The following is a 13107-nucleotide window of genomic DNA, read 5'->3' as shown; positions in this document are numbered from 1 at the left end:
TAGCCCTATGGAATATAGAGCTAAAGCCGCTTAAATCATTTTTATTATTTCCACTGTCTACTTGACAGGGGGCAGTTCAATAACGATCGCCCTAGCCTTTTATTTCTTTATTTTCCGTTGAAAATTATTTTTTTCTGGTTATGATCCCAACTAAGAGAAGCATGAAACGTTTTCCCTTCTCTTGTAAAGCCTTCTAACACTTCTGTTTTCCCATTAGATAATAGTGATTTTACGTCTTTTTGTCTAATCTTTTTTCCTAAGATCATTTTTGAAATTGTAAATCGACATTGATGAGATTTGTATTGACTACAGCCAAAGAAACTACCTCTATCTAATATCATCCCTCCACAATCTGGGCATTTGCCAACTGAAGTGGCTCGACGCTTTCCTTTTCGGGGTCTTTTTTGCATGGGAGAAAGATCCATATGAGAAAAATCCCATGACTGAGCCGCACCTTCAGCTTCCTGAATTAAATGATTCACAAGCTTCTTTGTTTGCTCCATAAATACCTCCGCTGAAGCCTCTCCCTTTCCAATTTCTCTTAACCGCTGCTCCCACTTCGCTGTCATTTCAGCTGACGTTAGCAAGCTTGAGCCTAATGCTTCTATTAATAAACGACCTTTTTCTGTTGGGAATACAATGTTCTTTGTAACAACCATATAACCTCGGTCTTTTAGGACCGTTATTATTCCGGCTCGCGTAGCTTCGGTCCCTAAACCATGTGATTCCATTAACACCTTCTCAAGCTCTGTGTCTGTCATTTGCTTCCCAGCGGTTTTCATTACATTTATCAATTGTCCTTCGGTATAACGCTTCGGAGGCTGTGTCACTGACTCTTTCGTCTCAACCTTTTTTACTCCACCTTGATCACCAATTTCCACTATTGGTAACTCATCTTCTCGTTCTTTATTACCTGAATGGATAATTTTCTTCCAACCATGTTGTTTTGTTATCTTCCCCTTTGATTGAAAAGTAGCTCGATTATCAACAAGGGTTTCTACTTTCGTTGTATGGATGACCGCTTCTTGTTCATGAGCAGCAAGAAGTGACTTAACGATTATGTCATACACTTTCTTTTCTTCTTCAGTCAGCTTCTCCAAACTAGGAACTTGTTCTGTCGGAATAATTGCATAGTGGTCCGACACTTTTTTATCATTGACGAATCGTAAGTTTCCAAGCAATGTCTTAACGGGAAGAGGGAAGAATGACGAGTATTCTTTTTTAGTTGATAATGTTTCTAGTATTGTAGGAAACGTTACTGCTTCTTCTTTTGTAACAAAATGAGAATCCGTTCTTGGGTAAGATATATACCCTTTCACATAGAGCTTTTGGGCAATGTCAAGCGTTCTTTTCGGGGAGTATCGATATCGTTGATTCGCTACTGTTTGTAGACTAGATAATGTTAATAAATATGGCGGTTTATAACGTTTTTCCTCTTCTTTCACATCGATAACCGTTGCGGCTTTCCCTTTACAAAACATTTCAATTTTCTTTGCTAATTCAGCGGATTGTAACCTTGTTTGTCCGTCTTTATGCCAAATCCCCTTATACTCTTTTTCATTAAATGTAAACACTGCTTTAACTTCCCAAAAGGGTTCTGGTTTAAACGCTTCAATTTCCTTTTCTCTCTTAACAATTAAAGCTAATGTTGGCGTTTGAACTCTTCCTGTTGAAAAAACATCGGTTAAGCCTTTCTTTTGTAAAAGAAGGGTATATGCTCGTGATGCATTCATGCCAACAAGCCAGTCAGCACAAGATCGACTAAGCGCTTCAAAATACAAAGTGCGAGTGTCTTCTTCTGAACGTAACGATTGAAATCCTTCTTTCACAGCATTCATTGTAAGCGAGGAAAGCCATAGGCGCTTCATCGGCTTTTGTACTTTGCATTGCTCGATAATTAAACGAACAATTAACTCTCCTTCTCTTCCGGCATCTCCAGCCATAATAATTTCATTAACATTAGGTTGTTGTACTAATTTTTTAATTATTTGAAACTGCTTCCCCTTGCCTTTTGATATTTGATGTTTAAAACTTTCAGGTAATATCGGCAATGTCTCTAGTTTCCATGACTTCCATTTCTGATCATACATCTCTGGAGGAACTAATTCACATAAATGACCAACAGCCCAAGTCACATATGCACCTTTAGGGAACTGCGCATTTTTCTTTATTTCAATATAACCAGATTTACTTATAGATGAAAAAGGTGCTGCTAATTTCACTCCTTGATCTGGTTTTTCAGCGATAATGACTTTCATTGCTTTATTCGTTCCTCTCATTACTTTTGGTTCATTATACCTCATTCCTTAATAAGTGAGCGAAAAATTCCCCTTTTTTAAGGAATAAGTGTTACTATACAATAAGATAAATTCAACCTAAATATGATATTGTTTCATTTGAATAATGTAGAAGCAATGAGCTAAGCTGCTGTTTTTTTGCACGAGAGATTGAACTACTTAGCGAGCAGAGCCTTTGCACTACCTTTTGGAACACACACCAGAAAAAGGAGAACAACATGGCTACTTTAAACAAGTCTGTCCCATTGTCTGCTTATACTCAATTTAGTCGTACTGAATGGGCAAAACTATCTAACTCAACAAGTGACATCCTTTCTGCTACAGAACGCGCAAAGCTAAGCAGCTTAAACGAAACGATTTCAGCAGAAGAAGTTTCTGATATCTATTTACCACTTTCGCAATTGCTGTATATGCATATGACTCAATCTGTCAAATTACATGAAAATGTAAATCAGTTTCTACAGAAAAAAACAAAAAAAGTCCCATTTGTAATAGGCGTAGCTGGAAGTGTATCTGTTGGGAAAAGCACAACAGCCCGACTCATTCAAGCACTTGTATCACAATGGCCGAATAACCCTAAAGTTGATTTAGTTACAACCGATGGATTTTTATATCCAAATGAAGTTCTTGAAGAAAGAGGATTAATGAAACGGAAAGGGTTTCCTGAAAGTTATGATATAGGTCGTTTGATCCGTTTTCTATATGAACTTAAATCTGGTCGCGCTTACATTGAAGCACCTGTCTATTCACATTTAACGTACGACATTCTTAAAGATACTGTTCAAAAAATAACAGAACCAGATGTTGTCATCGTTGAAGGAATTAATGTTTTACAAGTAAATAAAAAGGACCGGCGCATTCCTCAAGTTTTCGTTTCAGATTTCTTTGATTTCTCGATCTACGTCGATGCTGACGAAGAAAACATTCAATCTTGGTATATAGAACGGTTCAAATTACTACGTAATACGGCATTTCAACAATCTGAATCATTCTTTCATCGCTATCGACATTTATCTGATTCAGAAGCAGTTACATTTGCAAAAGACATTTGGTCAACGATCAACGGGGTAAATTTAGAAAAAAACATCCGCCCCACACGTCACAGAGCTGACCTCATCCTAAAAAAAGGTACAGGACACAAAGTAGAAGAAGTCCATTTAAAAAAAATGTAGAAGAGGCAAAAGAAAAAAAGGTCAGGATTGACCTTTTTTTCTTTTGCCTCGAACAATGTGCAAAGCCGCTACACGGGGTTAGCGTCCAAGAGGAGTGCCCTTCTCCTCTTGGACCGTAGCGTGCGCAATTAGTAATCATTTAGAAAAAAGAAACAGCGACCAAAGCTCTGAGATCCACCGTACAGGGGTAGAAGAGTCCTTTGTGTTCTGTTCCTCATGTACTTTCGTTTCCTTCAAAGAGTGCTTTCTACCTTCTACAGGAGTTAACAATTCTGATCGAATGATCCGGTTATTATCTCCTCTAATCCATAGGCGTCCAAATCTGTTTATTGTAATGGAAATATCCTCATCATATGCTGTAACGAAGTATAAATCTTCATTCAATTCATATTTCATACCATTATCAGCTTCAAATACTTTATTACTGAAAAGAACGCTCGTCTGATAATGGTCAAATCCATATTCAAACAATGCTTTCATATCATTATATGCATGGTCTGCAGAAGGAGCGTTTAACGTCACGGCAATCAGTTCCATATCGTGTCTCTTCGCAGTTGTCACAAGGGTGTAACCTGATTTGCGTACAAAGCCATTTTTCACACCTGTAACACCTTCATAATCCCATAACAAACGATTATGATTATAAATCGTCGTTTCCCACTCTTCACCTATCCATTCCATTTCTTTTGTACCAACTATTTCTCGAAACGTTTCATTTTTCATAGCGTATTGCGTAATTTTCGCCATGTCATATGCTGTTGTAGTATGTTTCTCATCATATAGCCCATGTGGATTTGTAAAGTGTGTATTTTGTACGCCGATCTTCTCTTTCATAAATCGGTTCATTTTCTTTGCAAAAAAGGATTCACTCCCTGCCATATGCTCTGCAATGGCGGTTCCTGCATCATTCCCTGAGTTAATTAATAAACCTTGTATAAGCTTTAATAAACTTACTTTCTCGTCTTGAACTAGGTAAACTCGAGTTCCAATCACCTCAGTAGCTTTTTGACTGACTGTTACAATTTCATCTAACTGCCCTTCTTCAATTGCAATAATTGCTGTCACAATCTTTGTAATACTAGCAGGATACATCTTTTTTTCCATATTTTGATCAAAAAGCACTTCACCAGTATTTGCATCCATCAGAATAGCCGTTTCGCTATATAATGAAATATCTTCTACGGCTTCAGCTCTTTGACCTCCCACTATAATGAGAAAAACGAAAAGGACCACAACACACTTTATGCCTCCCTTAATTGATGTCACCTTCACAACTTTCCTCCTAGCTCTGTTACTAATCATAACGCATAGTATACCTCACAAATATTACAGAGCGTTAACACTCATATTACATGTAGTTATAATATAGAAAGGGGGTGATGCATATCAATAGCATCACCCCAAACTTACACTCCATTAACCTTTAAACAATTGAACGAACATTTTGCCATATGGACCGCCTTCAATAATACCAATTCCTACTTCTTGATAGTTGGCATTAAGAATATTTGCACGGTGTCCATCTGAATTCATTAATGCTTGATGAGCTGCTTCAACCGTCTGATTACCTGCTAAGTTTTCACCTGCTGTTTGATATTCTACGCCGAACTGAGATAGCATATCAAATGGAGATCCGTATGTTGGCGATTGATGCGCAAAATAATTATTGTCTATCATATCTTGAGCCTTTACTCTAGCAACCTCCGTTAATTCCATATTAATTGTTAAAGGGCTTAATCCACGTTCTGCTCTTTCTTGATTGACTAAATCAATCATTTGCTGCTCCTCTTGTGTTACTCCTTCCACATTTTGAGATTCCTGAGTTGCTGGTTTTTGCTGCGTCGAACGATTTTCCCTCTCAGTTGGCACAGCTTTCTCTTCTGAAACTACCTTTTGATTCGTATCTTGTCGAAATTGATACGATTGATATACTTCATTAAGCCATTTTTTCACCTTTTCTTGATCCAATTCTTGAATATTAACTGTATGAACTTGTGTTTGCACATTATTTGATTGGCTTGCTGCATCAGCTTGTCCACCTAAACCTAATGTAAATGATGATGTTAAAACTGTTGCAATAACTAATTTTTTCATGTTATTCCCTCCTGAGGTAATCTTATGATGCTTTGGCACAACTAGAATGTAACATGCACTATATGAAGTAATCACTGGAAAAAACTAGTTTAATAGGAAATTGACTTTCTTATAAAAATTCATAATTTCTCTTTAATGAAGCTTCTCTATCTATTGTTGTTACCTTGTTTTCATTAGTTAAGCAAGGCTTAAAATATCAATTTCCCAATTTCCAAATCCCACTAAGAATCACGAATCTTATAGATTTCCCCAAAGTTCGTTACAAAACTGTAAAGAAGGGCAGTCGACCTTACAGCGACATGGAACGAAACATACAACAAAACAAGATGGAAAAACTTAGCTTCTCCTCCCTATCATTTTTTGTGCTAGGTTAGTAGAGTACAATTTTCCAAGGAGGGCTTAAACATATGAAAAAGTTATTGATTACACTTTGTGCAACCGCATCTCTTTTATTTATTGATGCTAACGATACACATGCACAATCAACTACACACACAGTTGTTGCTGGAGATACCTTTTACAAACTCGGACAGCAGTATGGTGTCCCTGTTACTGCTATTCAACGAGCAAATAACAAATCGTCTTCAACCATTATGGTTGGTGAGCAATTAACCATTCCTTCTTCCGTTTCTGCAGCAGAAAAAGAATTACTTGCTCGTCTAGTTTTTGCAGAAGCTGAAGGAGAATCCTATGCAGGAAAGGTTGCAGTTGCAACAGTTGTACTAAATCGTGTAGACCATAAGGACTTTCCAAATTCCGTACGTGGAGTCGTTGAGGAAGTATCCAATGGCTACTATGCATTTTCTCCTGTAAAAGATGGCCGTATTAACCTTGCAGCAGATAACGAATCGATTCGTGCCGTTAACGAAGCAATAGCATTTCGAGGACAAGGTGCTGGCTCACTATTCTTCTATAATCCAGCTACTGCCACAAACCATTGGAATTCAACACGTACTGAAACCATTCGTATTGGTAATCATGTGTTTGCAAAATAAACTAAGTTAAAATAAATATTTTTGAGGGTGCCTCAATAGGTAATTTTTTACCTTTTGGAGCACCCTCTCTTTAATAAAGAATCTGTTATTCAAATAAAAGGGATCAAGCAAGCATAGTCATAGCAGGCTTATTTTCTGTTATGACTCAATTACGCAAAAACTTCATCATATAATCTTCATCTATGTATTCTCCATTAACCTTTAACGCTCTTTCCTCAAATCCATATGTATGAAATCCTAATGATTCGTAGAGTTGCTTCGCCCGTTCATTTTTAGAAGCAACAACTAATTGCAATTGCTCAATCCCAAGTTCATGTGCGGTTTTAATTACATGGTCTAACAGTTTCTTCCCTATTCCCTTCCCTCTTGCTTCTTTCGCGACATAGACACTCCCAATAGCAGCTTTGTGATTCATTTTCAATAATTTCGATTGAGTGAGACTAACGATTCCTACTAAGGTTTCATAATCAAATATTCCATAAAAGCATGTTTCTTCATTCAGCTTAAACTCAAAAAATGCATGTGGTTGATCGACCTCTTCTTCATAACTTGCTGCAAATGCTTCTGGTACTTCCTCTAAGGCTTCTAACCTTATTTGTTTGAACATTTGAACATCCTTCTTCTCAAGCTTTCTCATTATCACAAGCATCCCACCCTTTCCTTACCAATAAGATCATTCAATTATACAATTCAAAGAATTTTCAAACAAAAACAGGTACTTTCTAGTATAACAAGGAATAAAACAGTTATATAACGAAAAGGTGGTGTCTTTGATGATTCGTATATCCAGAACCTCACGCATGAAAGTTGAACGCATTCAGTCTTTGTATGTTAACCGAATGACTGAAGTAGGCAGCATTGAGCGGATTCACCGAGTTCAGCGGATGGAAAATACGAAAAATCAAACCGATCGCCCTTCTGAAAATCATTTATTAGCTTATGAGCACTATTATCAAACAGAACAAGCCGGTAAACAAGCAGTGAATCGTCTGTATAAACATGAACAACAACTTGTTAGTGTAATTAAAGAGTTACATGATTCTAGTAACGACATCCTACCACAAATGAAGAAGGTTGTTCAAAAATGGAATGAAACACTAACATCAGTCAATGATGTTGATCAGTTAGCTGGTACAAATCATAAGTTACGTATTCACCATTATTTCCTACAAAATGCTGAACTGTTCAAAAAGATTGGTCTCACATTAACTGATAATAACAGCGTATCCTTCGATACAGATACCTTTGTAGCTTCGAACCCGAGAAAACTCGTCTTGGACATCATAAGTCAGTTAAAAGCAATCATCAAGCACGATGATCAAGCGTTTTACAAACGAAAGAAACCAAATCATTTGAGGAGTTATGAGCAGCCACCACTTGAATTAAAGGGCTTAATTATAGAGGAAGAAGGATAGGAACTCACTACTTACACATCTCCTTATCAATCATTGTGAATTTTTGGTACACTAAAGATGAAATTGTTAAAAAGAAGATGCATTGGCTCCGCTCGCTATAACTCTGATGAGTAGCTGGCCTACTTTGCCGATTGCATCTCAATGATAGAAAAGAGGAACCATTTATGGATGTTATCGTTTCACATATGAATCTTGATTTTGATGGGCTTGCTTCTTTGCTAGCAGCAAAGAAACTTTACCCGAGTGCTGAAGTAGCTCTTTCAGAAAAACAGCAGCCAACCGTGAAATCATATTTAGCGATTTACCGTGATCAACTTGCCCTTTCTACATATGAACAAATCCGTTGGAGTCAGGTCAAAACGTTAATTCTAGTCGATGTCGCTTCCATGAATAGAACAGGCATCCCAGTCGATGATCTATCAAATGAGACAAAAACGATTCTTTATGATCACCATCCCCCTAAAGAAGATGATGTTCAAGGGGAGGAACGCTATGTCGAGCAAGTGGGAGCTACAATTACACTTTTAATGGAGAGGTTACTTAAAGAGAAAGTCACTATTACGCCTTTTGAAGCGACATTATTTGGGCTTGGCCTTTATACCGATACGGGCAACTTCACTTTTAAACAGACTACTTCTAGAGATCTTTATATTGCTTATATTCTCAAAGGATTAGAGATGGATGTAACACTTATCAATCATTTTTCAGAACAATCGTTAACCACCGAAGAAAAACAACTGTTCCAAATTCTCTTAACGAACAGTGAAGAAATTACTATCAGCGGCATGACAATCCTCATTACAACCCATGAGCAGTCTACTTACCAAAATGGGCTTGCTACATTGACACGACGACTAATGGAATCAACTGATTCAGATGCTACTCTATCTATCGTTAAGATGAAAGACCACGTATATGTTGTTGCTCGGTCAAGTTCAAACCGGATTGATTTCCAACCATTAATGGATGATCTAGGCGGTGGAGGTCATTCACAAGCTGCTTCTGCAACAATGAAAAAGCAAGAATTAAATAGTGTAGTAAAAAAAGTGAAACACGTAATAAATCGAATGATAAAGCCATCCGTAACAGCGAGTGAAATGATGGCTAAACCGGTGAAATTTGTTTCCCCATATGATTCAATTGATGAAGTACTTGAACGAATGTACCAATATGGACATACCGGATTTCCAGTTTTAAACGAAGACGGATACCTTATCGGAGTCATTTCAAGACGTGACGTTGACAAGGCGACACACCACGGACTTGGACATGCTCCTGTTAAAGCTTATATGTCTACACAAATTGTTACGTTAGAACCTACCTCATCATTAGAGGAAATTCAAACAACGATGATGAAGCATAATATCGGAAGAATTCCCATTATGTTGAATCAAAATGTAGTCGGAATTGTTTCAAGGACCGATGTCATTGAACAATTACATCGAAAATCAAGACCTGTAACCGATCAATCCATTGTCACGAAAATGCAAGCTCAATTGCCACCAGATACTTATAACCTGCTTCGTGAAATAGGTGCCATTGCTGATTCACATGGGATCAACGTATATTTAATTGGTGGAATCGTCCGTGACTTTCTATTAAATCGCCTAAATGAAGATATTGATTTAGTAGTTGAAGGGGATGGAATATCGTTTGCCCATACGATAAGAGAACAATTAGGAGGACAAATAAAAACCCATGAACAGTTCGCAACAGCTACTTGGACAACTCCGACAAATATAAAGCTTGATATTGTCACATGTCGAACTGAATATTATGATGCACCAGCAGCTCTTCCAACTGTAAGGGCATCAAACATACGTGAAGACTTACGAAGACGTGATTTCTCCATCAATGCCTTAGCATTGCAAATAAACAAAAGCGATTTTGGAAAACTTCTGGATTTTTTTCAAGGACAAGAGGATATGGATAATAAAGAAATTCGGATTCTTCACAACCTTAGTTTTATTGAAGACCCTACACGTATTGTTCGAGCGATACGGTTCGCCTTGCGCTTTGATTACACTCTTGCCAAACAGACCGAGGAACTAGCACTTAACGCTTCTTACTTACTAAAACAAGTGAGTGCGACTCGCTTTCTGAGAGAGATTCAGCTGTTAATCAACGAAGAAACGATCATTCGTGGTGTGAAGCTACTTGATTCATTACATGTGTGGCAGTCTCTATTTAATTTAAAGCCTACGATCGAATCATTAATGAAACTAGAACAAGTAATCGCTTATCACTTCAACGATGCATTTATCGTTATTCTTACGTTAAATTACGGTCAGCACAATTGGAAACAAAAGGTAAAACGCTACTCACTCACTACAAAACAGAACCAACTTATTCAACAACTTGAAGCTATGCAAACAGTCCCTCTTTCAAAAAATGAGACAATGAGTTCCATTCATAACCGTTATCATATGTTCAAGGAGGATACAATTCTTTTGTATACCATATTAACTGAAAATACTTTATTACGGAATTATGTTGAAAAGCGAGAACAGCTAAAACCATTATTGACTGGGCAAGATCTCCTTATGCAAGGAATTAAGCCAGGGCCTATTTTTTCTGATATCCTCCATCAATTAACATGCTTTCAATTAGACAATGAAATCATAAATCGAAATGACGCTCTTACTTGGCTTCAAGCTAAAAGAAAGAATAACCTGTAAGTTTATGAGAAAATCAAAAGATGAGGCTTTCCTAACAAAGGCAGCCTCATCTCCTTATTCTTATAATTCCAATTCCATCTCTATATGTTCATGTAACTCTTCATCTTGAATGTGCACAATAACAGAATACGTCCCCGAAAATTCATCAATGCTATGCAATTCAAATTGGCCTTCGTCTTTCTCTTCTAAATCAAGCCATTGCCGCTGTTCATCACCAGCTTGCCACATCTCTAGTGTCACGGCCCCACCTGTATATGCGATACCTTCTATAGCAATGTGTATAACAAGTCGCTTATCAGTTTCAACACTCGTATCTATTTCAATATTCTTTTGGTGTTCATGGGTATGATGGTGAGCATGTTCATGTGAATGGTCTTCCTCTAACTCTTCTTCTTCACTAGTCTCAATCTTGCCAACTTGTATTTGAGCTGTTGGCATACGGTGTAATCCTCTTGCAGTTACATGGGTCTGCACATGATACAGGCCAGCTTCTTCAAATGTATGATCAAGTAAATAAACATGTCCCTCTTGTTTCTCGGCCTCAATTAACTCACTTTGTTCTTTTTGACCTTCAATCCAAATTTCATAGACGACTTCGCTTGCATCTTCAACCAAATCTTCTCCTTGAGTAACGGAACTTGAAAACGGAACCGCAACTCCAATTTCAGCTGACTCAGGCACATCCAGGTCAACTTCAATTGGTGTTAACTCATCAAGTGCTCCCCCGCTTTGTTCTTCCTCCGTTGCTCCACATGCTGCAACAAGCATAACCATCACGGTTAATGAAATGAGCCAATTTCTTTTCATATCTTACACCTCTTCTATTACGAATCAATTTCTTTTATTATTCTTACTGCAAGCTTTGTAAATAACTTTGTAACTCTAACTCCTTTCACTATTTTACCTACACTATAGTTTAATAGACATTGGCGAAACGAAGGGACTGTCATACAAATGTTAAAGGAATGTTCACATTTCAGTTATTAAATGTCCCCTATCTTAACTATGCATGGTTCGGTCGAGAAAAGGTGCTATAACTTTAGTCAATTGTAGTTTTTAATCCCTTCCATTACTACGCAACCTCATTATTTACAGGAAAACGAATGTGTATTCCTATAGGTCCTTATGTTTAAAGTTGTACATAATTTGTTGAATTGATACGTATTGCTATCCTTGCTCAAGAGGTCTGTACAAACCAAATGAGGCACATATTTCTTAAATTATCTTACAACCACAAAAAAACTTTGACATATTGCTCAAAATGATATACATTACCAAATGGACGAACGTTTTTAAATCAAATAAACTTCAATATTCGCGTTTAGGGGTGTAAATCATGGAAAATGTGTTTGATTACGAAGATATACAATTGATTCCAGCAAAATGTGTGGTCAATAGCAGATCTGAGTGCGATACAGCTATAACCTTCGGAGAGCATACATTTAAGTTACCTGTAGTGCCTGCAAATATGCAAACTATTATAGATGAAAAAATCGCTATTTATTTAGCGGAAAATGGCTATTTCTATGTTATGCATCGTTTCGAACCTGAGAAACGACAATCTTTTATAAAAGATATGAAATCACGTGGCTTAATCTCATCTATTAGTGTTGGTGTTAAAGATGACGAATATCATTTCATACAACAATTATCTGAGGAGCAACTTTCACCTGATTATATTACGATCGATATAGCTCACGGTCATTCGAATGCAGTTATACAGATGATTCAACATATTAAGAAACACTTACCTAATAGCTTTGTTATTGCAGGAAATGTTGGAACTCCAGAAGCTGTAAGAGAATTAGAGAATGCTGGTGCGGATGCGACTAAGGTCGGCATTGGGCCAGGAAAGGTATGCATCACGAAAATTAAAACTGGATTTGGAACTGGTGGTTGGCAATTAGCAGCACTACGTTGGTGTGCTAAGGCTGCAAGTAAGCCGATCATTGCTGACGGAGGAATACGTACCCATGGTGATATTGCTAAATCAATCAGATTTGGTGCTTCGATGGTCATGATCGGTTCTTTATTTGCAGGACATGAAGAATCCCCAGGAGAAACCATTGAGGAAGATGGCAAACTTTATAAAGAATACTTTGGATCAGCTTCGGAGTTTCAAAAAGGCGAAAAGAAAAATGTAGAAGGCAAAAAAATTATTATGGAACACAAAGGCTTCTTGCAAGATACGTTAATCGAAATGGAGCAAGATCTTCAATCCTCTATCTCCTATTCTGGCGGAAGTAAGTTACTATCCATTCGTAACGTAGATTATGTTGTTGTTAAGAATTCAATCTTTAACGGTGACAAAGCATTTTAAAAACTGTACAAAACTTTCATTTTAACTTATATATAAACATAAAGGTGAGCAGTACATTTGTACTGCTCACCTTTATGTTTAATTGAAAAATAATTTATTTTTCAATTGGCATACAAATTTATAATTATCGATATCA

General features: G+C 37.2%; 10 protein-coding genes. 5 read left to right on the top strand and 5 right to left on the bottom strand.

Annotated elements, in window-relative coordinates; genetic code table 11:
• Nucleotides 1-107 precede the first annotated feature (107 nt).
• Nucleotides 108-2303, bottom strand: coding sequence for a DNA topoisomerase III (locus SLH51_RS19625; protein WP_335963191.1), 2196 nt, complete (start codon nucleotides 2301-2303; stop codon nucleotides 108-110).
• A 212-nt stretch (nucleotides 2304-2515) separates the two neighbouring features.
• Between SLH51_RS19625 and coaA the strand changes: the two genes are divergently transcribed.
• A complete protein-coding gene (gene coaA, locus SLH51_RS19620) occupies nucleotides 2516-3469 on the top strand; it encodes a type I pantothenate kinase (protein ID WP_335963190.1) in 954 nt (317 codons plus the stop codon).
• A gap of 135 nt (nucleotides 3470-3604) precedes the next feature.
• Here the strand turns inward: coaA and SLH51_RS19615 are convergent, their stop codons facing one another.
• A complete protein-coding gene (locus SLH51_RS19615) occupies nucleotides 3605-4741 on the bottom strand; it encodes a D-alanyl-D-alanine carboxypeptidase family protein (protein ID WP_335963188.1) in 1137 nt (378 codons plus the stop codon).
• 144 nt (nucleotides 4742-4885) lie between these two features.
• On the bottom strand, nucleotides 4886-5563 hold the full coding sequence (locus SLH51_RS19610; RefSeq protein ID WP_335963187.1) for a CAP domain-containing protein: 678 nt from the start codon (nucleotides 5561-5563) through the stop codon (nucleotides 4886-4888).
• Between the two features lie 407 nt (nucleotides 5564-5970).
• Between SLH51_RS19610 and SLH51_RS19605 the strand changes: the two genes are divergently transcribed.
• Nucleotides 5971-6558, top strand: coding sequence for a cell wall hydrolase (locus SLH51_RS19605; RefSeq protein WP_335963186.1), 588 nt, complete (start codon nucleotides 5971-5973; stop codon nucleotides 6556-6558).
• Between the two features lie 145 nt (nucleotides 6559-6703).
• On the opposite strand, the gene SLH51_RS19600 is transcribed toward SLH51_RS19605, so the two are convergent.
• Nucleotides 6704-7195, bottom strand: a complete 492-nt coding sequence (locus tag SLH51_RS19600; protein WP_335963194.1) for a GNAT family N-acetyltransferase — start codon at nucleotides 7193-7195, stop codon at nucleotides 6704-6706.
• A gap of 136 nt (nucleotides 7196-7331) precedes the next feature.
• Here SLH51_RS19600 and SLH51_RS19595 point away from each other — a divergent pair, with 136 nt between their 5' ends.
• Together SLH51_RS19595 and SLH51_RS19590 are read left to right on the top strand one after the other, a co-directional pair.
• A complete protein-coding gene (locus SLH51_RS19595) occupies nucleotides 7332-7973 on the top strand; it encodes a hypothetical protein (protein WP_335963185.1) in 642 nt (213 codons plus the stop codon).
• A 164-nt stretch (nucleotides 7974-8137) separates the two neighbouring features.
• Complete coding sequence (locus tag SLH51_RS19590) at nucleotides 8138-10651, top strand: CBS domain-containing protein (RefSeq protein ID WP_335963184.1); 2514 nt, start codon at nucleotides 8138-8140, stop codon at nucleotides 10649-10651.
• A gap of 60 nt (nucleotides 10652-10711) precedes the next feature.
• Here the strand turns inward: SLH51_RS19590 and SLH51_RS19585 are convergent, their stop codons facing one another.
• On the bottom strand, nucleotides 10712-11458 hold the full coding sequence (locus SLH51_RS19585; RefSeq protein ID WP_335963183.1) for a FixH family protein: 747 nt from the start codon (nucleotides 11456-11458) through the stop codon (nucleotides 10712-10714).
• A gap of 529 nt (nucleotides 11459-11987) precedes the next feature.
• Here SLH51_RS19585 and guaC point away from each other — a divergent pair.
• On the top strand, nucleotides 11988-12971 hold the full coding sequence (guaC, locus tag SLH51_RS19580; protein ID WP_335963182.1) for a GMP reductase: 984 nt from the start codon (nucleotides 11988-11990) through the stop codon (nucleotides 12969-12971).
• Nucleotides 12972-13107 lie beyond the last annotated feature (136 nt).

The sequence above is a fragment of the Halalkalibacter kiskunsagensis genome (genome assembly GCF_037027555.1).
Taxonomy (GTDB): domain Bacteria; phylum Bacillota; class Bacilli; order Bacillales; family Bacillaceae_D; genus Halalkalibacter; species Halalkalibacter kiskunsagensis.
The sequence above is the reverse complement of the archived record's forward strand: the minus strand, read 5'-3'. Positions and strand labels throughout refer to the sequence as shown.

Excerpts from the sequence above, each read along its gene's own strand:
- SLH51_RS19595 (WP_335963185.1), top strand. The coding sequence starts at position 7,332 with ATGATTCGTATATCCAGAACCTCACGCATGAAAGTTGAACGCATTCAG.
- SLH51_RS19585 (WP_335963183.1), bottom strand. The coding sequence starts at position 11,458 with ATGAAAAGAAATTGGCTCATTTCATTAACCGTGATGGTTATGCTTGTT.
- SLH51_RS19600 (WP_335963194.1), bottom strand. The coding sequence starts at position 7,195 with ATGAGAAAGCTTGAGAAGAAGGATGTTCAAATGTTCAAACAAATAAGG.
- SLH51_RS19605 (WP_335963186.1), top strand. The coding sequence starts at position 5,971 with ATGAAAAAGTTATTGATTACACTTTGTGCAACCGCATCTCTTTTATTT.
- SLH51_RS19625 (WP_335963191.1), bottom strand. The coding sequence starts at position 2,303 with ATGAGGTATAATGAACCAAAAGTAATGAGAGGAACGAATAAAGCAATG.
- SLH51_RS19590 (WP_335963184.1), top strand. The coding sequence starts at position 8,138 with ATGGATGTTATCGTTTCACATATGAATCTTGATTTTGATGGGCTTGCT.
- guaC (WP_335963182.1), top strand. The coding sequence starts at position 11,988 with ATGGAAAATGTGTTTGATTACGAAGATATACAATTGATTCCAGCAAAA.
- coaA (WP_335963190.1), top strand. The coding sequence starts at position 2,516 with ATGGCTACTTTAAACAAGTCTGTCCCATTGTCTGCTTATACTCAATTT.
- SLH51_RS19610 (WP_335963187.1), bottom strand. The coding sequence starts at position 5,563 with ATGAAAAAATTAGTTATTGCAACAGTTTTAACATCATCATTTACATTA.